Source organism: Photorhabdus bodei (assembly GCF_003287735.1).
Classification (GTDB): Bacteria; Pseudomonadota; Gammaproteobacteria; order Enterobacterales; family Enterobacteriaceae; genus Photorhabdus; species Photorhabdus kayaii.
This window is the reverse complement of sequence record NZ_NSCM01000001.1, coordinates 112,506-133,864: the sequence shown is the minus strand read 5'-3', so window position 1 is coordinate 133,864 and position 21,359 is coordinate 112,506. Positions and strand designations below refer to the sequence as shown.

22 protein-coding genes and 1 pseudogene are annotated in these 21,359 nt (G+C 42.8%); 7 read left to right on the top strand and 16 right to left on the bottom strand.

Annotated elements, in window-relative coordinates; translation table 11 throughout:
- Positions 1 to 67: 67 nt before the first annotated feature.
- On the bottom strand, positions 68 to 517 hold the full coding sequence (locus CKY02_RS00550) for a phage tail protein (RefSeq protein ID WP_036776181.1): 450 nt from the start codon (positions 515 to 517) through the stop codon (positions 68 to 70).
- Between the two features lie 763 nt (positions 518 to 1,280).
- Here CKY02_RS00550 and CKY02_RS00540 point away from each other — a divergent pair.
- Positions 1,281 to 1,558: pseudogene (locus tag CKY02_RS00540) on the top strand (alkyl sulfatase C-terminal domain-containing protein).
- A 94-nt stretch (positions 1,559 to 1,652) separates the two neighbouring features.
- Here CKY02_RS00540 and CKY02_RS00535 read toward each other — a convergent pair.
- From CKY02_RS00535 to CKY02_RS00495, 9 genes are all read right to left on the bottom strand, one after another.
- A complete protein-coding gene (locus CKY02_RS00535) occupies positions 1,653 to 3,596 on the bottom strand; it encodes an exoribonuclease II (protein WP_112893820.1) in 1,944 nt (647 codons plus the stop codon).
- A 139-nt stretch (positions 3,597 to 3,735) separates the two neighbouring features.
- Entirely contained in the window at positions 3,736 to 4,374 is a 639-nt protein-coding gene (nth, locus tag CKY02_RS00530) for an endonuclease III (protein WP_112878189.1), read from the bottom strand.
- A 16-nt stretch (positions 4,375 to 4,390) separates the two neighbouring features.
- Complete coding sequence (locus tag CKY02_RS00525) at positions 4,391 to 5,074, bottom strand: electron transport complex subunit E (protein ID WP_112893819.1); 684 nt, start codon at positions 5,072 to 5,074, stop codon at positions 4,391 to 4,393.
- Positions 5,071 to 5,700, bottom strand: coding sequence for an electron transport complex subunit RsxG (rsxG, locus tag CKY02_RS00520; RefSeq protein ID WP_112893818.1), 630 nt, complete (start codon positions 5,698 to 5,700; stop codon positions 5,071 to 5,073). Before rsxG ends, CKY02_RS00525 begins: the two co-directional genes overlap by 4 nt.
- Positions 5,701 to 5,709: 9 nt before the next feature.
- Positions 5,710 to 6,789, bottom strand: a complete 1,080-nt coding sequence (rsxD, locus tag CKY02_RS00515) for an electron transport complex subunit RsxD (RefSeq protein ID WP_112893817.1) — start codon at positions 6,787 to 6,789, stop codon at positions 5,710 to 5,712.
- A 12-nt stretch (positions 6,790 to 6,801) separates the two neighbouring features.
- Positions 6,802 to 9,027 (bottom strand): electron transport complex subunit RsxC, encoded by a 2,226-nt coding sequence (gene rsxC / locus CKY02_RS00510; protein WP_112893816.1) that lies wholly within the window; start codon positions 9,025 to 9,027, stop codon positions 6,802 to 6,804.
- Positions 9,020 to 9,652, bottom strand: a complete 633-nt coding sequence (gene rsxB / locus CKY02_RS00505; protein ID WP_112893815.1) for an electron transport complex subunit RsxB — start codon at positions 9,650 to 9,652, stop codon at positions 9,020 to 9,022. The genes rsxC and rsxB overlap by 8 nt, the downstream gene beginning before the upstream one ends.
- Entirely contained in the window at positions 9,652 to 10,233 is a 582-nt protein-coding gene (gene rsxA / locus CKY02_RS00500) for an electron transport complex subunit RsxA (RefSeq protein ID WP_011146612.1), read from the bottom strand. The genes rsxB and rsxA overlap by 1 nt, the downstream gene beginning before the upstream one ends.
- A gap of 107 nt (positions 10,234 to 10,340) precedes the next feature.
- Positions 10,341 to 10,781, bottom strand: coding sequence for a DUF2569 domain-containing protein (locus CKY02_RS00495; protein ID WP_112893814.1), 441 nt, complete (start codon positions 10,779 to 10,781; stop codon positions 10,341 to 10,343).
- 183 nt (positions 10,782 to 10,964) lie between these two features.
- Between CKY02_RS00495 and CKY02_RS00490 the strand changes: the two genes are divergently transcribed.
- The 3 genes from CKY02_RS00490 (at position 10,965) to CKY02_RS00480 (ending at position 13,728) form a co-directional block, all read left to right on the top strand.
- A complete protein-coding gene (locus CKY02_RS00490; RefSeq protein WP_112893813.1) occupies positions 10,965 to 12,002 on the top strand; it encodes an oxidoreductase in 1,038 nt (345 codons plus the stop codon).
- On the top strand, positions 11,999 to 12,646 hold the full coding sequence (locus tag CKY02_RS00485) for a Qnr family pentapeptide repeat protein (protein WP_112893812.1): 648 nt from the start codon (positions 11,999 to 12,001) through the stop codon (positions 12,644 to 12,646). Before CKY02_RS00490 ends, CKY02_RS00485 begins: the two co-directional genes overlap by 4 nt.
- A 104-nt stretch (positions 12,647 to 12,750) precedes the next feature.
- On the top strand, positions 12,751 to 13,728 hold the full coding sequence (locus tag CKY02_RS00480; protein ID WP_112893811.1) for a bile acid:sodium symporter family protein: 978 nt from the start codon (positions 12,751 to 12,753) through the stop codon (positions 13,726 to 13,728).
- 164 nt (positions 13,729 to 13,892) lie between these two features.
- Here the strand turns inward: CKY02_RS00480 and mazF are convergent, their stop codons facing one another.
- The 3 genes from mazF to tnpA all read right to left on the bottom strand — a co-directional run bounded on the left by mazF (position 13,893) and on the right by tnpA (position 14,996).
- Positions 13,893 to 14,225, bottom strand: coding sequence for an endoribonuclease MazF (mazF, locus tag CKY02_RS00475; RefSeq protein WP_112893810.1), 333 nt, complete (start codon positions 14,223 to 14,225; stop codon positions 13,893 to 13,895).
- Positions 14,225 to 14,470, bottom strand: a complete 246-nt coding sequence (locus CKY02_RS00470; protein WP_112893809.1) for an AbrB/MazE/SpoVT family DNA-binding domain-containing protein — start codon at positions 14,468 to 14,470, stop codon at positions 14,225 to 14,227. The genes mazF and CKY02_RS00470 overlap by 1 nt, the downstream gene beginning before the upstream one ends.
- 175 nt (positions 14,471 to 14,645) lie before the next feature.
- Entirely contained in the window at positions 14,646 to 14,996 is a 351-nt protein-coding gene (tnpA, locus tag CKY02_RS25405; RefSeq protein ID WP_238399406.1) for an IS66 family insertion sequence element accessory protein TnpA, read from the bottom strand.
- Between the two features lie 155 nt (positions 14,997 to 15,151).
- Between tnpA and CKY02_RS00455 the strand changes: the two genes are divergently transcribed.
- Positions 15,152 to 15,553 (top strand): type II toxin-antitoxin system VapC family toxin, encoded by a 402-nt coding sequence (locus CKY02_RS00455; protein WP_112893807.1) that lies wholly within the window; start codon positions 15,152 to 15,154, stop codon positions 15,551 to 15,553.
- Positions 15,554 to 15,599: 46 nt separating this feature from the next.
- Here the strand turns inward: CKY02_RS00455 and add are convergent, their stop codons facing one another.
- The 3 genes from add to manA all read right to left on the bottom strand — a co-directional run bounded on the left by add (position 15,600) and on the right by manA (position 19,547).
- Positions 15,600 to 16,601, bottom strand: coding sequence for an adenosine deaminase (add, locus tag CKY02_RS00450; protein ID WP_112893806.1), 1,002 nt, complete (start codon positions 16,599 to 16,601; stop codon positions 15,600 to 15,602).
- A 77-nt stretch (positions 16,602 to 16,678) separates the two neighbouring features.
- On the bottom strand, positions 16,679 to 18,235 hold the full coding sequence (locus CKY02_RS00445; protein ID WP_112893805.1) for a YdgA family protein: 1,557 nt from the start codon (positions 18,233 to 18,235) through the stop codon (positions 16,679 to 16,681).
- Between the two features lie 139 nt (positions 18,236 to 18,374).
- Entirely contained in the window at positions 18,375 to 19,547 is a 1,173-nt protein-coding gene (gene manA / locus CKY02_RS00440; RefSeq protein ID WP_112893804.1) for a mannose-6-phosphate isomerase, read from the bottom strand.
- A gap of 90 nt (positions 19,548 to 19,637) precedes the next feature.
- Here manA and CKY02_RS23400 point away from each other — a divergent pair, with 90 nt between their 5' ends.
- Together CKY02_RS23400 and fumC are read left to right on the top strand one after the other, a co-directional pair.
- A complete protein-coding gene (locus tag CKY02_RS23400; RefSeq protein ID WP_146747375.1) occupies positions 19,638 to 19,871 on the top strand; it encodes a hypothetical protein in 234 nt (77 codons plus the stop codon).
- The gene (fumC, locus tag CKY02_RS00435) at positions 19,852 to 21,246 is read left to right on the top strand and encodes a class II fumarate hydratase (protein ID WP_112893803.1); all 1,395 of its coding nucleotides are present in this window, start codon (positions 19,852 to 19,854) and stop codon (positions 21,244 to 21,246) included. Before CKY02_RS23400 ends, fumC begins: the two co-directional genes overlap by 20 nt.
- The last annotated feature ends 113 nt before the right edge of the window (positions 21,247 to 21,359 follow it).

Here is a 21,359-nt window from a genome sequence, read left to right as displayed (position 1 = left end):
CGGGTGGCGGTTATGCCAATTTTGAGCATCATTTTTTCCCGTCTGATATATCAGTTATCGTGATACTTTAAGCAGCCTGAATGGTTACCCGATCTGCGGTGAGTTTTATTTCTTGGACCGCAATATCATTGCTGGTGGCATCAAAAGAGGGGGAGGTTAATGAAGTTGGGAATGCATTTGCTACGCTCCAGCTCATTAAAATTTCGGTACCGGCTTCATTGGTCAGGCTAATTGAAACGTCTTTTTTCTCAACTTGATTAAGCTGAATGGAATTAAGCCAGTCAAAAAGTTTGGTATCGCCAGGGAATACCCCTTTACGCAGCGTAATATTGATCAGTTGACGCTGGCCCGGCATTTTATAGTAATTACCGGTGCCATCTTTGTACTCGATGACATCATAAGTAATATCTAGTCCCGAAACGCTGTTGAAAGGGATTTGTTCATCACCAACGGAGACAACAAATCGATAAGTTGGTATTGGATAGTCAACAGCAATTTGTTCTGTTGTTATGGTCATAGTTATTTCCTTTATTTTTCATGTGTATTACATGTTAAGCGCGATTATCGCTTTATTTCTCTTGGCATTTAGCAATAGACAATAGCTACCGCACTAACCTGTTTTTCTTGGTTACTCTTTATATAGAAACGTTACTTGGTAAATTTGAGATCACATGAATGATCACGTTGGATTATAGTCAACTGACGTTAATTTCAAATATCAATTATTAATATTTAAAATTATCAATCAATAGAATTATTTACATATAAATTATTTTATAATCACATGGTTATATTTTTCTGTAAAAGGATGAATAAATGGTGTGTTATAAATTTTGATATATAAAAAATACGATATTTAGGCAAAGCGATTTATTAACAGAGGGTTACGTATAATTCTTTTTTCAGATTTAATATATCAGGTTATTTGATTTTAATAGTGTAGGAAGGAGATTAATGTTGTTATTTATAGTTTTCCTATAATAACAACTATTTTTTGTTGTGATGCTAATAGCGATAACCTGGATTTGTTTCCTTTACTTATTTCCATATTCCTATTTATTATTATCAGGCTATGATTCATATCGTTTGGATTTTATGGATAAAGTTATTTCTAGTTTTAGTCATCTAACTAATTTGTCTAAAGGAATGTTATCTTATGAATTACAAATGATTATTAACCATTTCAACCGCAGTATCGTTTGCCGTTCTTAGTCCTTCATCAATTTGATTATCTGGCAGTGCGGTTGAATGGACCTAAAGCTGCTAGTAAGAAATTGGTGATGAACATTAATCTTACCGATCTCAATAAGCGTTATACATTGACCGTGGAAAATGGGTATTGAATTATACAGATAAGCAGGTGGCGCAGGTCGATGTCACGTTGACGTTAACCAAAGCTATTCTGGATAAAATTCACTTGGGTAAAGAAGAATTTGATAATGAGGTGAAAAAAAGGAATGTGAAAATTAAGGGAGAGCGCACTAAGTTTGATGAGTTTATCGGTCCGTTGGATAATTTTCCATTTTGGTTCAATATAGTGACACCCCGCGCAGAATAAAATGTGATGTAATTCTTCCCTTTGATTGTGGATTTTTAATAACAAACTACAGCTTAATCGCTGTAGTTTGGCGCAGAAAGTGTTGTGAGAAAAATCAGACCGTAGGGCGGGCGACAATATTACGGGTTTCCATTCTGACTTCATCAATACGAACATCAATAATATCGTTCAATTGGTAAGCGACTTCACCTTTGATAATCACTGTACCGGTCTCTTGGCTACATTGCAGCTCATCACGCACCGCATGTAGGAATGGTGCCGGTATAAAGGCCACTGCACCGTTATCGACCAGTCGGACACGTAAACCACCACGGGTGATATCAATGACTTCCGCGGTAAATCGTTGTTCTGTTCCTGCGTGTGGTTGCAGGAAGCGGGCATACAGCCAATCCCCTACATCACGTTCAGCCATACGATTCAGTCTGCGACGTTCAGCCAGTTGTAAACAGGTTTCTTCTGAGGGTTGTTCCACATCCGTTTTTTGAATAATCGCTTTCAGTAAACGATGGTTAATCATGTCGCTGTATTTACGGATCGGTGACGTCCAGGTGGCGTAAGCATCAAAACCGAGACCAAAATGAGGGCCGGGTTCAGGTTTAATTTCTGCGAAAGTCTGGAAACGACGAATGCGACTATCAAGGAATTGTGTTGGCTGTTTATCCAATTCACGGCGTAATTTGCAGAAGCCGTTTAAGGTTAACAATTCTTCTGTGTTAGCATCGACACCATTTTCTTTCAGTAATTCAACCACTTGTTCAATTTGCAGTGGCTCAAAACCCATATGGACATTGTAAATACCAAAACCTAACTTATCGCGTAGTATTTTTGCGGCGCACAGGTTAGAAGTGATCATGGCTTCTTCAACAATACGGTTAGCTGTGCGGCGTTGTTCTACTACGATATCCAGTACGTAACCATTATCATCGAGGATGAAGCGATAATCAGGACGATCTTTGAAAATAAGCGCATGTTGGTGGCGCCATTGGTTACGGCGATCACTCATTTCCTTCAGGAGCGTGATTTGAACCTTAATCGCTTCGGAAGCAGGTTCCCAAGTCCCGGTTTCTTCCAGCCAGTCAGAAACTTCGTCGTAAACCAATTTAGCTTTTGATTCAACCCAGGTAGAGAAAAACGCAATATCATCACCCAGTTGACCATCTTCCAGAATAGAAACTTGACAAACCAATGCCGGACGGCGAGCGTTAGGGCGCAGAGAGCATAAATTCTCTGACAGATCGCGTGGCAACATGGGGATATTAAAACCCGGCAGGTAGTTAGTGAAAGCACGTTGATGGGCGATTTGATCCAGTTCGCTGTCAGCCGCAATATAAGCTGTTGGATCAGCAATGGCGATGCTGAGTTTCAGGCTACCGTCATCTTGTTTAGCAATATGCAAAGCATCGTCCATATCTTCCGTGGTTGCACTGTCAATAGTGACAAAATCCAGCGACGTTAAGTCAATGCGCTCAAGATCGCCATCGTTCATCTGGCAATCGGCAGCCATGGCGGGAGCATCACGTTCCAGGTTATGGCGAGTGAGTGTTACCCACCAAGGGGCGTAGTGATTGTCGCCTTCAGTGATATAGCCGGTAATTTCTGCATGAAAACCACGGCTGCCTTTCAATGGATGATGACGCATTTCAGCGACAGCCCAATCACCATGTTGAAATGGATGAGTGACCTGATTGGTCGGCCGGCAAGGGATAGCATCTTTTAGCAGTGGGTGATCAGGAATGATCCATAAACGGTTATCATTTTCTTTTTTCTGGATACGGCCAACGAAGCGACTTAGAAATGGTTCGACCAATGTTTCTGGCTCGGCGATCTCTCTTTCTTTATCAGTATGAATAGCGGCAGTCACTCGATCGCCATGCATAACTTTTTTCATGTGTGGGGGAGGAATAAAATAACTTTTTTGCCCATCGACTTCTAAGAATCCGAATCCTTTTTCGGTACCTTTGACCAAACCTTCTACTCGAAGTGTTTGGGAATGAAGTTGCTGTTTTAGCTGTGCAAGCAGCGGGTTGTTTTGAAACATAATATCCGCGGAGAAAGTTGAGGGTTATTATCAGATAGTTTTTTAGAATAACAGTTTTACGCGAATTGATGGTGTCGAGCAAGCAACATCTGCAAGATAGCGTAAAACAGTATGGAAATTGCAATGAAAATTACAATAGTTACTCAGGGTAAATTTTTTCTTTAAATTCACATAGATCTTCAATAATACAGGAACCACAACGAGGTTTACGGGCTATGCAGGTATAACGACCGTGTAAAATAAGCCAATGATGACAATCAACTTTAAATTCAGCCGGGACAACTTGCAGTAATTTATTTTCGACTTCATTGACATTTTTACCGGGCGCGAATTGAGTACGATTACAAACGCGAAAAATATGGGTATCGACTGCAATAGTCGGCCAGCCGAAAGCGGTGTTTAATACCACATTGGCTGTTTTGCGGCCAACACCTGGCAATGCCTCCAATGCAGCACGATCTTCGGGAACCTCGCCAGCATGTTTTTCCAGTAATATCTGGCAGGTTTTAATTGTATTTTCCGCTTTGGTGTTATACAGACCGATAGTTTTTATATACTCTTTCAGCCCATCTACACCAAGGTCAAGTATTGCCTTGGGGGTATTAGCAACCGAATAGAGTTTCGCTGTGGCTTTATTAACGCTCACATCTGTTGCTTGCGCTGAAAGCAGTACTGAAATAAGTAACTCAAATGGTGTTGTGAAAACTAATTCAGTTGTTGGCTTTGGGTTGTTATCCCGTAAACGCGTTAAAATGTCGATACGTTTCTGCTTGTTCATATCAAATGGAACTGTCCTATTCTGGTAACATGGTTATTGCACGGCTTTTTTCTTTTAGTGCCCTAGTTTTCATTTTTTCGTCAATAAGATATTTCGCTGCCAGCATTAATCCCAAACCGATAAAAGCGCCGGGTGGTAAGATCGCTAACAGGAAAGGGGAATCCATATGAACGATTTCTATTCGTAATACCTTAGCCCAATTACCCAGCAGTAAATCAGCGCCATCAAATAGGGTTCCATTGCCGAGAATTTCTCTAATAGCACCAAGAACAAACAGGGCAAAAGTGGCTCCTAATCCCATTGCTAAGCCATCAATCGCAGAGGGCATAATTGGATTTTTCGCGGCATAGGCTTCAGCACGGCCGATAACAATACAGTTAGTCACAATCAGAGGAATGAAAATCCCCAATGATTCATACAGACCAAAAGCGTAGGCGTTAATCAACATCTGGACAGCACTTACAACCGAGGCGATGATCATAACATAAATTGGAATACGGATCTCATTGGGTACCCAACGACGCAAGCTGGAAACCGCAATGTTGGTACAGACTAGAACCAGTGTCGTTGCCAGCCCTAAGCCGAGCGCATTGGTTGCAGTGGAAGATACGGCTAACAGTGGGCACAATCCTAGCAGTTGTACTAAAGCGGAATTGTTTTTCCATAGCCCTTGGATAAATAAGTTTTTGGTTTCACTCATGATTTTTCTCCACAGGATTCTAGAGAAGAGAGATGTTTAGGTATAGTTTGTAAATAAAGTGTGGTTCGTTTGACTGAGTTTACCACGGCGCGTGGGGTAATAGTGGCACCGGTAAATTGATCAAATTCACCGCCATCTTTTTTCACTGCCCAGTGCTGGTCATGATTTGATGTGATGGTTTTCCCTGAGAATACATTAATCCAGTTTGAAATCCGGGTTTCAATTTTATCCCCTAGTCCTGGGGTTTCATGATGTTCTGTAACCCGTACACCAAGTACTTTTCCCGAGAAATCTGCGCCAACCAGTAATTGAATAGCACCGGAATAACCATCCGGTGCAGTACTTTCTAACGCTGCCGCTACGGGTTGATTATTTTTACGGGCTAGATAGAGACGATGAGGTAAGTTATTGCCCAGAGCATCCGCATTGACTAGATAACATTCGTTTTGTATATCATTGTCGTATAGGGCAGGCGGAATAACCTGATCAAGCAGCGACTTGTGCTGTTGTGCGGCTTGTTCTGCGATAGTACTTTTGGTGAGTGAATTCACGACAGCCGTCAACCCGGTGGTAATTGCAGCAAAAATGGCTAGTGTGATGCCGTGACGTCGCATGGTTTCTAACATAACGGCTCCTTATTTATGCCCGTAAACGCGGGGTTGGGTGTAATGGTCAATGAGTGGCACGGTAATATTCGCCAATAAGACCGCAAATGCTATGGCATCAGGATAACCACCATAAACACGGATAACCCAGACTAATAAACCGATCATGGCACCAAAAACCAAACGACCTTTGGGTGTCGTGGAAGCACTGACGGGATCGGTTGCAATAAAGAATGCACCTAGCATGGTTGCACCGGAGAACAGTTGTAATAATGGTGGCGAATAATGAGATGGATCAATCAACCAGCTAATGAGTGCACATAAGCCTAATACCAGGATAAATGCCACAGGAATTTGCCAGGTTATCACTTTTCTGTTCAGCAGAATCAACCCACCAACAAGATAAGCAATGTTGACCCATTGCCAGCCAATGCCAGCCAGAGATCCTTGCAATATAGGTTGGCGAAGAACGTCATCAATATTGTGAGTCAATAAACCGGTTTTGAAACTATCCAGCGGTGTAGCCTGGCTGATTCCATCGAAACCTTGTTGCAACTGCTGTAATGTTGTGCCATCGGGAGTATGACCGCTGAAGATCACCATCAGACTGTCTAGCGGTGTGATTTGTGTTGCCAGTAAATCCATAGGAGGCAGCCAGCCGGTCATTTGCACTGGGAATGATATTAGCAGTACGACATAACCGACCATTGCCGGATTGAATGGGTTTTGACCAAGGCCACCATATAAGTGTTTGGCAATAATTACCGCAAAGGCAGTTCCCAATACAATCAGCCACCAAGGAGCCAGTGGTGGAAGGCTGATCCCTAAAAGTAAACCTGTCAGTAATGCAGAATTATCCTGCAAACGAGGCATAATTGCCTGTTTACGCAAAGATAGGGCAAATGATTCTGCAAGTAGGGCGGTAATCACTGCAAGCAGGAGCTGGAACAAGGTACCGTAACTAAAGAAGTAAGTTTGTACTGCAATACCGGGGATTGCTGCCAGCACAACCCACAGCATAATGCGGCTGGTACTTTGCTGATCGTGTGTAAAAGGCGAACTTGCGACTTTTAGTTTTTTATTGTCAATCTGAACGGGTCTGAATTTCATTTATAACAATCACTATTCTATTGAAATTTTCTGTTGTTCCTGAGCGTCTTTTTTGGCCTTAACCCTGGCAATAGCGGCGGCGACGGCAGCTTTACGCGGATCGGTTTCTTCCGCTGACGGTGTTTCTGCCTGAGTTTCAGTTAATTGCTGTGTTTGGACTTTCTTGGCTTTAACACGAGCAATGGCAGCCGCGACGGCAGCTTTACGTGGATCAGTTTCTTCCGCTGGCGGTGGTTCTGCCTGAGTTTCAGTTAATTGCTGTGTTTGGACTTTCTTGGCTTTAACACGAGCAATGGCAGCCGCGATGGCAGCTTTACGCGGATCAGTTTCTTCCGCTGGCGGTGGTTCTGCTTGAGTTTCAGCTAATTGCTGTGTTTGGGCTTTCTTGGCTTTGACACGGGCAATAGCGGCAGCGACCGCATCTTTATGAAGATCTTGTTTTTCACTAGCAGTAGTTTCTGGTTCTCTCGCTTCTGGTGATGGTGTTACTTCTTGATTTTGAGCTGCTTTCTTCGCTTTAGCTCTGGCAATTGCTGCTGCTAATGCGGCTTTGCGTGGATCTTCTGCACTTGGTGGTTCAGATGGAGTAATACTAATATTTTCCACCGCCTGTTTTTCCGCCTGACGAGCGCGAAGCTGCTCTTTTCTTGCCTGACGAGCAGCTATTACTGCGGCATTATTAGGTATTTGCCCCGGTTCTATAGCAACAATTTTACCCGCGTTAGCCTGTTTTTCCTTCACGCGGGAAAGCGCATCTTGTACAGCGCTCTTATCTTTATTATCAATTTGGACGTTCGATTTTTTGTGCCTTTCCTCTCGGGCCAGTTTTTCTCGTTCCATGCGCGCCTGCTTAGCTTCGAAACGAATTTTGGCTTCGGTTGAACGGCGGTTTTCCTGATCCAAGGCCCGAATTTCAGCTTTCTCTTGGCGATAATATTGCACTAGAGGAATATTGCTTGGGCAGACATAAGCACAGGCGCCGCATTCAATACAGTCGAACAGATTGTGATCTCTGGCTTTTTCGTGCTCTTGTCCCCGACTGAACCAATAGAGCTGTTGTGGCAATAAACGGGCAGGGCAGGCTTCCACACATAATCCACAACGGATACAAGCCTCTTCCGTTGTATTTGAATCCATTTCCTGATGGGATGGAGCCAGAATACAGTTACTGATCTTAACGATGGGCACGTTGAGGTCAGGTAGCGTAAATCCCATTAAGGGCCCACCCATAATGACCATCTGTTCGGATTGTGGTGCAAAACCGGCTAACTGGAGAAGAAATTGTACCGGAGTACCGAGCCGCGCCCAAAAGTTACCCGGCGAGGTGATGGCTTCGCCAGTAATTGTGACGATGCGCTCAATCAAAGGTTCTCCATCAATAATGGCACGTTTGATTGCAACCACTGTACCTACGTTCTGCATCAGTACACCGATAGTAGAGGAACGGCCACCGGAGGGGACTTCTTTACCGGTCAGTATCTTGGTCAGTTGTTTGGCACCGCCAGAAGGATATTTGGTTGGGATAACCCGGACGATAATCGATTTATCGCCCTTTAGAACGGTTTTGAGTTCTTTTATTGCTGCTGGTTTATTATCTTCGATACCAATCAGGATCTGCTCCGGTTTAAGCAGATGTTCCAGAATACGAATGCCCTCAATAAGTTCGCCGGCATGTTCCTGCATCAGGCGGTCATCCGCGGTGATATAAGGCTCGCATTCTGCGGCATTAATGATCAGTGTCTTAAGACCATGACGGCCGTTTTGTAGTTTGGCTGCGGTAGGAAAGCCGGCTCCACCTAAACCTGCGATACCGGCCTGATGGATTCGGTTAAGAATCGTATCTGCATCCAGTGATTGATAATCCGGTGCTTGAATGCGTTCACCCCATTGATCTTTCCCATCAGGGCGCAAACGAACGCATAACTCTTTCAACCCGGATGGGTGCGCTGTAATACACGGTTCAATGGCAATGATTGTGCCGGAAGTCGATGCATGCACCGGTACAGTACGACCAGTGCCAAATGTCAAAGGTTGGCCTTTAAGCACTTCATCACCCACTTTAACCAGCAACTCGCCTTCCGTACCCAAATGTTGTTGCAATGGGATGATTAACTCTTCCGGTAGTGGCGCAATGCGTAAAGGGGTCTGGCTGGATTGCAGCTTCATTTCAGGTGGATGAATACCACCGGCGAAATCCCAGATTTTATTTTTATTGAGCAAATTAAATAAATTAAACATGGTGTTCAGCCTCAATATTTTTGACCGGGATACTTTTAATGGAAGTGGCGAGAGGTGGCTGAACAGGAATATTTCTAACTGGAATAGCTTTTAAATCCCATTTCCAGTTGGAAGTGGTTGTTGCTACAGGGATCATCGTAATACAGTCTGTTGGACAAGGAGCAACGCACAGGTCACAACCGGTACATAAATCTTCAACAATGGTATGCATGGCGCGTGTAGCACCGACGATAGCGTCTACAGGACATGCCTGAATACATTTAGTGCAACCAATGCAATTTTCTTCATCAATAAAGGCGACTTTGCGTGCAGGGTTTTGTACGTTTGCATCACCATCCAATGGTTGCGGATCGATACCGAGCAGCTCTGAAATTTTCAGCATGACTTGCTCACCACCCGGTGCACATTTGTTAATCATCTCGCTATTATTCGCTACGGCTTCAGCATAAGGGCGACAGCCTGGGTAACCGCATTGTCCACACTGGCTTTGCGGCAGAATATCATCAATGTTTTCAACAATGGGGTCCTCTTCCACCTGAAAACGGCGGGCAGCAAACCCTAGGATTAACCCAAAAATTAACCCTAGTGCACTGAGTGCACCAATAGCAATCCATAACGATGTCATCAGAATTTCACCAAACCACTAAAGCCCATAAAAGCCAAGGACATTAAACCCGCAGTAATAAGACCAATAGATGACCCCTTGAAAGGGGCGGGTACATCAGCAACAGCCAGACGTTCGCGAATAGCGGCAAACAATACCATAACGAGAGAGAAACCGGCGGCGGCACCGAAACCATAGATAGCGGATTGTAAAAAATCGTGTGATTGATTGATATTCAGCAGCGCCACACCCAGTACAGCACAGTTAGTCGTAATCAACGGCAAGAAAATACCCAATAACCGGTATAACGTCGGGCTGGTTTTGCGTACAACAAGCTCTGTGAATTGCACCACGACCGCAATGACAAGAATAAAGCTCAGAGTACGCAAATAGATTAAGTCCAGTGGTAATAAAATAAAGGTATTCACCAGCCATGAACATACAGAGGCTAGTGTCATGACAAATGTTGTCGCAAACCCCATCCCGATGGCAGTTTCCAGTTTTTTAGATACGCCCATGAAAGGGCATAAACCGAGGAATTTCACCAAGACGAAATTGTTAACCAATACGGTTCCAACAAATAAAAGAAAATAGTCAGTCATTGCTGTGCCTGAAAATGAGTTTGTTGACTTTTTATTAAATTATAAGTATGCCCTCGTTTTACCAGGGGCAATCTATTGTTAATGATAACAACCAAAGAAAGTTGAGGTTATCGATCTTGTGTGAAAGTCATTTTGACTCGATGAGAGCGTTTAATGTAGGGGACAAAAATAGCAGTTGCCAATAGTGGCCATGCTAATGCACGCAAAGCTATTTGATCAGGAATAGGGGAGAAAGCGAAAGTTTTCAATGCAATTAATACGGTAACAATAAGCCAAATAATAAAAATTTGGGGAAATCTTTTTGATCGAATGAAAAGCAGTTTCAATACCCATAGGGTGTAACACCACATTACCGCAGTAATGGCAACAGAAAGAAACCACATTAAAGTAAAGTGATTATTCCCGGCACTCAATGCATTGTTTTGACTAAAAAATGCCACAATATATAAGGCGAGCATTATACTGGCGCTGAAAAAGGTCATAATCAGATAAGCCGCCGGAGCCAGAATCCAACCATTAATTCGGTGGTAGTCATTGGTTTGATACATAAATCATTCCACTTGAAGCTATACGAAAAAAGAATAATAGGCGATTCTGATGACTTAGGAAATAGATTGATTGAAAGATCTTCAAGAGTAAATTTAGAGATAGTTTGCGAAACGGTCATCACCGATGATATTTTTTACGGATGCTGAATTGCTGCATATTATTAATGAGTTTGAGGGGCTGTTATGCGTGAGCTGTTAAAGGTTGGGTTGGTGGGGTATGGTTATGCGAGTAAAACGTTCCATGCACCATTAATTGCTGGCACTGCTGGTGTTAAATTGGCCGCTATTTCCAGTAGTGATGCTGAGAAAGTGAAATCAGATTGGCCAAATATCCCGGTGGTATCCTGCCCTGAGGATCTTTTTAATGATCCCGACATTGACTTAATCGTTATTCCGACACCTAATGATACGCATTATCCTCTGGCACAGAAGGCATTGGCAGCGGGTAAGCATGTTGTGGTGGATAAACCGTTTACTATCACCGTTGAACAAGCTGAATCTTTAAAAGAGCAGGCAGAAAAAGCGGATTTATTACTTTCTGTATTTCATAACCGTCGTTGGGATTCCGGTTTTTTGACGATAAAGTCGTTAATTAAAGAGAATCGTTTGGGCAAATTAAAATATTTCGCATCCCATTTTGATCGTTATCGTCCGGTTATACGTCAAAGATGGCGTGAAGCGGCAGGGCAAGGAAGTGGCATTTGGTATGATTTAGGCCCTCACTTACTCGATCAGGCGGTTCAACTGTTTGGTAAACCGCAATCTATTACGGCTGATTTGGGAATGATTCGCCCACAAGCGGAAGCGGTGGATTATTTTCATGCATTGCTGAATTACCCGGATATCAAAGTAGTTCTTCATGCAACAACTGTGGCGGCGGCTGAATCTGCTGTTTATACGTTGCATGGTATGGAAGGCAGTTACGTAAAATATGGTCTTGATCCTCAGGAAGAGCGATTGAAAGCGGGGGAAAGGCCACCGCATGCTGATTGGGGATATGATATTCGTGACGGTGTTATGACACTGTTAAGTGGAGAGGAGTTAGTGACTGAACATGTGCCGACTTTGCCTGGTAATTATTCTGCTTATTATGTTGCTATCCGTGATGCGATTACGCTAGGTAAACCTAATCCAGTCACGGCAAGTGAAGCCATTCAAATTATGAAATTAATTGAAGCCGGTATTCAGTCGGCAAAACAACAACGAACAGTCATTATATGAAAACGTTAATACTGTGTGATGAGAAGATTGGACGTAACCAGTTTACCGGAGAGGTAATTGAAAACAGTAAATTCCTTAACTGCGATTTTTCAGGGGCCGATCTGAGCGAAACGCAGTTTATCGGTTGTCAGTTTTATGACCAGGAAAGTCAGATGGGGTGTAACTTCAGCCATGCTGTGCTAAAGGACGCCAGCTTTAAAAGCTGTGATCTGTCAATGGTTAATTTCAGGAATGCTAACGCCCTTGGTATAGAGATCAGGGAATGTAGGGCTCAAGGTTCAGATTTTCGTGGAACCAGTTTTGTGAATATGATTAGTTCTCGTGTCTGGTTTTGTCGTGCGTACATAACCAAAAGTAACTTGAGCTATGCCAACTTTTCTAAGGTTATTCTTGAAAAGTGTGAGTTATGGGAAAACCGTTGGAACGGTGCGAATATTCTTGGTGCAAATTTCAGTGGCTCCGATCTTTCTGGTGGTGAATTTGCCGCTTTTGATTGGCGTGCAGCAAATTTTACACACTGTAATCTAACTAACTCAATGCTGGGTGAACTCGACATTCGTAGCATTAATCTGGAGGGCGTGAAAATCGATACCTATCAAGCGTCGGAGCTGATGGAACGGCTTGGTATCGTGGTGATGGAATAAACTCCCGCAGAATTTCTTAAGATTTGTCTATTTTCAGCTATTTAATTCTTAGTAGTTAGCTTGGTAAACCGGGCTAACTATTTGCAAAGCAAGGAAAATGATAAATGATTTGGTGGCAAAGATTAAAAATAGATCCTTTTTTGATGGTATTAGTGACGGTAGTCGTTATTGCGACATTCTTGCCTTGCGAGGGAGAAATTAAAGTCTGGTTTCAACGGCTAACGACGGCTGCTATTGCTTTGCTGTTTTTTATGCATGGAGCTAAATTATCCCGTCAGGCCATTATTGCCGGCATGGGACATTGGCGGCTTCATTTAGTTGTTTTTCTCAGTACTTTTGTCTTATTCCCAATTATCGGATTAGGGTTGAATTTGCTAGTACCCGAAATCATGACATCAACGATTTATTGGGGATTCCTTTATCTTTGTGCATTACCGGCTACGGTTCAGTCAGCTATTGCTTTTACCTCTGTTGCTGGTGGTAATGTTGCCGCTGCCATTTGCAGTGCTTCGGCGTCCAGTATTCTGGGCGTGTTTTTATCGCCAATATTAGTCGGGTTGATGATCCATACACAAGGCGAAGGCAGCCCCGATACGCTGGAAGCAATAAAATCCATAATTCTTCAATTGATGGTTCCTTTTATTATTGGGCATTTGTCGCGGCCATTGATTGCCCGTTGGGTAGAAAAACATAAAAAACTGGTTAATATGACTGACCGGTCATCGATTCTTTTGGTGGTTTATGTGGCTTTTAGTGAGGCGGTGGTAGAAGGTATCTGGCATAAAATTGATGGTTATTCGCTACTGATGATTGGGGTGGTTTGCTGTGTTTTATTGGCGGTTGTGTTGGTTATTAATACTTATATTGCCCGTTGGTTAGGTTTTAATAAAGAAGACGAAATTACGATTGTTTTTTGTGGTTCGAAAAAGAGTCTGGCTAATGGCGTGCCAATGGCAAATGTTTTATTCCCCGCTGCGACGGTTGGCGTAATGTTGTTGCCGTTGATGATTTTTCATCAAATTCAGTTGATGGTGTGTGCCGTATTGGCGCAACGTTATGCCAAGAGGTTAAAATGGAGATAGATATAAATATATACCTTATGGATTTCAAGATGCATCGAGGCGGCAAGGGAGCGAATCCCCGGGAGCATAGATAACGATGTGACCGGGGTGAGTGAGTGCAGCCAACAAAGAGGCAACTTGAAGGATGACAGGTATAGTGAAATATTATGATTTACAGAGCCTCGTTATCCGATAAGCGCTTTTGCTTTAGCTCTTATATCTTCTAGTTCTGAAGAATTAACATTGCCTTTTTTTGTCACTTTTCTGGCTCGCCAATCAATGCATGTTACCTGGTCAGCTAAGGCGACACTATCGTGGCTTCCTGATAGTTCAACTTCAAAAGGATAATCTTTTGCTTTCGTTGTGCAAGGAACACAGAGTAGTAACCCCACCTTATTGTTATATGCAAATGGACTCAGTACTACTGCGGGGCGATGGCCTCCTTGTTCGTGTCCAGTCACAGGATCAAAGTCAATCCAGATAATATCGCCAGCATCAGGCACAAAACGAGAAACCATCAGATCAATTCCTTACCCACTGGAGAACCAAAATCTATTTTTTCATGAATATTTTCCTGCGTAATTCCGGCTAATAGCGCATCTAGAGAATACTTTTTCACCCTGATTGGAATAATCATAATTCGACCATCTTCGACAGCAATATCAACAGTATCATCAACATTAAGTGAGGCGGCTTGCATGATAGCTACCGGAAGACGTACAGAAGGGCTGTTACCCCATTTTTTCACTACTACTCGTGCCATTTTTAAATCCTTAAAGTATCAACAATGAAGATACTCTATCAGTTTTAATTTTAAGTATCAACTTTGTCGATACTCTACTCCAAAAACAGGATCAGTGTCACCGATCACACTTTTAATCCCCGTAAGGGCTGATGTGCGCGGGGATGTGCTAACGCCAGCCCCGATAACAGCCAGTTCAGTTGCTGGCGTGTAATGTGTACCGTGCCGTCTGACACCGGAGCAGGCCACTGAAAGCGGCCTTTTTCCAGCCGGCGGTAGTAGAGCCAGAAGCCATTGGTGTCCCATAACAGGATCGGAGTCCGTTGGGCAGAAAGAGCGTGACGGTGTGTCCGGCCTTGGAATGTTCCTCAACCACAACGGAATGCAGGTGTTGGGGCTCGTGCTGTTGCCGGAGCTTTTTTGTCCAATAGTAAAATGTGGCCAGATTAATCTCATGGTGCTGGCAAAACGCCGTCACCGTTAGCCCGCTCTGCTTCTGGGAAGCAATGACTGCCGCCCAGTGTTGCTGTTTTTCAGTGAGTGTCATAGTGGTTTGTCTCCTAAATAAAAAAGAAAAAACACTATGACAAAAGATTAATCAGTCGGGTATGTGGGGTTAATTAGGCGTTTACGAGTTCCCGCCAATTTTGACGATATGAACAGCACCGAAATTATTGATATGTTTGAAGGAAAATACTCCTAATGGATTTGTTGTTAGATACTAATATCCCGCTGTTCATGGCATATGAACCGGAAAAATTGAAAGCAGATATTGTTGATATACTTGAAGATACCGACAAAACTCTTTGTTTTAGTGCGGCGTCAGTATGGAAAGTGGTCATCAAGAATAGTCTCAACAAGCCTGATTTTTCCGTAGATCCCAAACAGTTCAGGGATGGGTTGTTTGAGGCTGGTTTGATAGAAATCCCCATAAAAAGCGAGCATACGCTTGCTGTGAGCGATTTACCTGAAAAACTACATAAAGACCCGTTTGACCGGTTAATTGTCGCTCAGGCGAAGCACAACAAGATTCCACTGATCACAAGTGATAGTAAGCTGATAAATTGTGTCAGTGATTATATAACCGTGATCCCTAATAAATAGCCAAAATAAGTCAGGAATGGAATCTCCATTCCTGAACTATTTATATTTAACGACTTGCTGCTTTCATACGTAATGCCTTTTTTTCCGCATCACTGATAAAAGCGGTTTCCAGCCCATTTATCTGAGCCTGGCGAATTTGAGCAATAGATAAACCTGCGGCAGGTGCGGCAACTTCATATTCGTGGCGGATATCGATGCCTTCAACGGCCGGATCATCGGTATTAATAGAAGCAAGAATACCTTTTTCCAGGAATCGTTTCAGTGGATGGTCCAATAAAGAATTGATGGTGCTGGTTTGAAGGTTTGAGGTTAAACAGGCTTCAATACCAATACGGTTTTCAACCAAATAATCCATCAATACGGGATCGGTAATGGCTTTTACCCCATGACCAATACGAGAAGCTCCTAATTCCCTAATTGCTTGCCAAATACTTTCAGCACCAGCGGCTTCGCCGGCATGAATGGTTATATGCCATCCAGCGTCACGGGCTTTGGTAAAATGAGATTGAAAAAGATGGCCGGGAAAACCTAATTCGTCACCCGCGAGATCCAATGCGGTAATATGTTGCCGGTGAGCCAGCAGGCTAGCTAATTCCTCAGTACAGGCTTGTTCACCAAAAGTTCTGCTTAAAATTCCGATAAGACGGATGTCGATATCGTTATTTTGACGGGCAGAACGGATACCATCAATAATCGCTTCAACGACCCCTTCAACCGGCAATTTGTGGTTCATCGCCATGTAATAAGGGGAAAAACGTAATTCAGCATAATCTAGCCCAGTATTGATGGCATCTTCAACATTTTCGATAGCAACACGACGACAAGCGTCCAAATCAGCTAATACTGCCACTCCCCAATCAAGTTTTTGCAAAAAACTTACTAAGCTTGGTTCATTTTCAATAATTTGTACGTGAGGGAGTAGTGATTCCAGATCATTTGCTGGAAGCTGAATATTATGCTGGTTGGCAAGATCTAAGATAGTCTCCGGTCGAATATTTCCATCGAGATGGCGGTGTAAATCTGTCAGTGGGAGTTTTATGTCAATCACATTCCAGTCCTTTTTTATATAAAAAAGCCAGTCACATACGTTGACTGGCAATTTAACAAAACGTTTATGGGCGCGTTTTATTGCACAGGTTTCACAGTACCTTCTGCTTTCACTTTTCCATTGTCGTGGGTGTCGCCTTCTGGCACTATTTGTTCTGGTTGCTCTGGTGCTTCATCATCAGAAGGGTCGGATAAATTGTATTCAGACATGAACTGATGTAAGGGCATTTTCTTACCATTCATTTCTACATTACCGTCTACATAGTTAAATTTAATGCTGATAGCATCTTTATCAACCGTGGTAATTTTAAATAACTGTCCTAATTGTTCAAACTGTTTTATCTGTTGTTCAGCATTATGTTCAGCTTTTGCTTTATCCACACCATTCATTATCATCGACTGAGTAGCGAACTCAATCATCATAGGTTTTGGTAATGTGACATTCAGAGACATGTTTTGAATTAAAGTGCGAATAGCTTCTTCTGTTTTCATTGAAGACAAGCTACTTTTATCTTTCGGCAAGCTCTTCAAACCCACTTGGTAATTAATGGTGCTTTCACCTTTGGTATTCTTCCAGGTCAATGGCTCAATACCAAATTGTGGATTGTTTTTCAGCAAAATAGGCAGGTTAGAAAATACCGCGTCAATAATCGCTGTGTTTGCCGCATCGGAAGAGAGATCACCAGACGCGAGGGATTTAGCTGTGGCATCATTATATGCTTGGGTGAACTTACGGACAGATTCACCATCCAGACGATCCGCAGTAATTGCAAACTTACCAGAACCAAAATCAATGTTTTTCAGTTTAAGACCATCCAAACTATAAGTGATTTTTCCTTTCAGATTAGTTTCATCTTCACCGATATTTGAATCTATTTTAACTCCGGAAAGCATCATATCTTCATTGCCGATGCCTTTTAGGCTGATTTCCTGAATTTTGATGCTTTGATCGCCAATATAGATATCAAATTTGCCTTTTTTGTTAGCTAGGTTTAAATCAATACCTTTGACAAGGAAATTTTCGTCATTTTTATTGATGACTAACTGGTCACTCTTGATTGCCAGTGATATCTCTTTCAGATCACGGCTGAGATCGGAAGTCAGTTTGGCGCCGGAAAAATTGAACTTAGCACCATTTTTTTCAAAATCGACAGGGACGATATCAACATCAGAAATAACAGAACCACTATAACTGACACGTGAATCAGAAGTGAATAGTGATTTTCCTTTAGTGATTTCAAACAGGGATTTTAAAGATTTATTATTTTCCAGCTCGGAATGAACGGAAGCCATACTAGGAATTAAGGTTAATTTTTTCACTTGTGCAAGTGGGAAAGGGCCGTGATCAATCACCGATTTAATTGAAATCTCTTCACCGGGTTTGATTTCTGCGTTTTTAACGCCGTCTTTAGCTGTCAGAACAAGACGGACATCAGAACTGAACACGCCACGGTGGAAATCTTTACTCTGTAACATCAAGCCTGTTTCAGGGAAGGCTTTTTTCATCTCAGCATTGGCGCGGGAAATAGATTGATCTATACGTTGTTCAATCTGTTTGCCTGTATACCATGAAGCTCCAGTCCAGGCTGCTCCCAAGGCAACAATAATGCCTATTGCCACTAACGATTTTTTCATAATGCAAATCCATCCTTTTAATGCATATTTTGCAGGTAATATGCATTCTCTTGGTATAAAAATGGCCGTTAACACAGCTTGGAGTGTAAGTAGTGCTTAACAGCGCCTGTGAATAAGTTTTAGGCCCAGATTGGTATTATTAATTAAAAACCCGAGCAGTAAAACCATCACCGTGAATTATCACAGCCTTTTCGGCAGCAGATATGAATACTGACTCACCTGGGAAAATTCTCAATTGGTGTTCGCCAGATTGTATAACTGTTTGACCTTCAACACAAAAAACAATCGATGCTGAATTGTTATCAAGCGTAATTGACTGTTCCGATAGAGAATAAATAGAAAATGCAAAATCATCCACTGGAATCGGGAAATTTTTAGCTGTTTTTTCCTGTCTTGGTAGCATAAATAAGGTGTTTGTTGGTTTTGAAATAAAGTCAAGGTTTGCCATTAGCTCAGGAATATCAATATATTTGTTGGTTAAGCCCGCTCGTAGGACATTATCTGAGTTTGCCATCACTTCAAGAGCAACGCCTTCCAGATAAGCGTGAGGCGTGCGGGCGCATAGAAACATGGCTTGACCGGGTTCAAGTTCGATGACATTAAGTAAAAGTGGAATAAATAGGCCATTGTCGTCAGGGTAAAATGCCGTCATTTTTTTGATGGAATCCCAAGGTTCTCCGAGCCGACTATTCAATGCTGATTTCAATACGCCAAGAGCTAACTGCTTTTGTTTACCACTCATATTCAGTAATTGGGAAAATAAGCAGGCAAGATTCTGTTCATTTGGTGTCTGAATAAAGAACGGAATTTTGGGATGAGCCGCAGTAATAAATTTCAGTAATTGCGCGATTTCGTTTAATGGACGGAACCCATTCATTGCCCGGAAAGGGGTAAGGGCATAAACCAATTCGGGCTTATGGTTATCATCTTTGTAATTTCTTTCCGGGGAATCCAACGGAATACCGGCGATATTCTCTTTGGCAAACCCCTCTTCTGCGGATTTTTTATCAGGATGAACCTGAATTGAAAGAGGTTGAGCGGCGCACAATACCTTAAATAGGAAAGGCAAACGGTGAAAGCTATCTGAAACTTTTTTCCCCAGATATTTCTCCGGATCACTGGCTATTAATTCATTTAAGGCAATGGGTTTTCCCGTTTCTGGATTGACTACAAGTGAACTGCTTTTAGGATGGGCGCCCATCCATAATTCAGCCATTGGCAGATTATCTGGATTTTCAACACCATAAATATCCATCAGGGCGGTTTTGCTTCCCCATGAATAGCGCTGGATCTGATTTATCATCTTCAACATGGCCGTTACTCTCTTTTTAAAAAAATCAATCTATTTCCTTTCTACCACAATACGATAAATACGACTTGGTTGGCATAATCAGGAACTAATATGTGGCATGATAACAGAATGCTAATTAGTTTATCTGCAAAGACTGATTATACCCTATTGATTTCAAGATGCATCGCGACGGCAAGAGAGCGAATCCCCGGGAGCATAGGTAACTATGTGACCGGGGTGAGCGAGTGCAGCCAACAAAGAGGCAACTTGAAAGATGACGGGTATATGCATATTCGATTATTCTGTGTGTTAAGGAGAGATAGTAATGGCAGCCACTCGCATTGAAAAAGACTCAATGGGGCCCATCGAAGTACCTGCTGACCAATTGTGGGGAGCGCAAACTCAACGTTCACTTGAGCATTTTCGCATTTCGCAGGAGAAAATGCCGGTTGCATTAATTCATGCTCTGGCATTGACCAAACAGGCTGCGGCCAGTGTCAATATGGATTTGGGTCTTCTGCCGCAAGAACGTGGTGAAGCAATTATTGCTGCTGCGAAAGAGGTGCTGGAAGGTAAACATCCGACAGAATTTCCTCTTGCTATCTGGCAGACCGGTTCTGGAACACAAAGTAACATGAACATGAACGAAGTGTTGGCGAACCGTGGAAGTGAGATCCTTGGCGGGGTGAGGGGGAGTGAACGCCTTATCCATCCTAACGATGATGTAAATAAAAGTCAGAGTTCTAACGACGTTTTCCCAACAGCAATGCATGTTGCCGCGGTTATCGCGCTGCGTGAGCACCTTATTCCTGAGCTGAAAATATTACAAAAAACATTGGCTGATAAAGCTGAAGCTTATAAGGATATCGTTAAAATTGGCCGTACACACTTGCAAGATGCGACGCCATTGACCCTTGGTCAGGAAATTTCTGGTTGGGCGGCAATGTTAACGCATAACCTAAAACACATTGAAGACAGTATTCCCCATGTTTGTGAACTGGCGCTAGGGGGAACTGCGGTTGGCACCGGTTTAAATACTCATCCTGAATATGCTGTTCGTGTTGCTAAGAAATTGGCTGAACTGACCAACCATCCGTTTGTTACCGCACCAAATAAATTTGAAGCCTTGGCGACTTGTGATGCTCTGGTTCATTCTCATGGGGCATTAAAAGGTCTGGCGGCATCCATGATGAAAATTGCAAACGATGTTCGTTGGTTGGCTTCCGGCCCTCGCTGTGGTATCGGTGAAATTTCAATTCCTGAAAATGAACCGGGTAGTTCAATCATGCCAGGTAAAGTTAACCCAACTCAGTGTGAAGCGGTGACGATGCTTTGTGCTCAGGTGATGGGCAATGATGTTGCTATCAATATTGGTGGGGCATCGGGCAACTTTGAGCTGAATGTGTTCCGTCCAATGGTGATTAATAACTTCCTGCAATCTGTTCGCTTGCTGGCGGATGGTATGCGTAGTTTCAATGAACATTGTGCCGTTGGTATCGAACCTAACCGTGATCGCATTACTCAGTTGCTGAATGAATCTTTGATGCTGGTAACAGCGCTGAATACACATATCGGTTATGACAAAGCCGCAGAAATTGCTAAGAAAGCCCATAAAGAAGGGCTGACATTGAAACAATCGGCGATGAAACTGGGTTATCTGACAGGCGCTGAGTTTGATGAGTGGGTTCGTCCGGAAGATATGGTTGGCAGCTTGAAGTAATTGTTGTTTAGCCATGAAAAACTGACCGGAGACGAGTGCTCCGGTTAGTAGAATGTACGGGATACATTCTGTGTAGCTATTAGTTATACAACTGCTATAATGACTGCCTACCA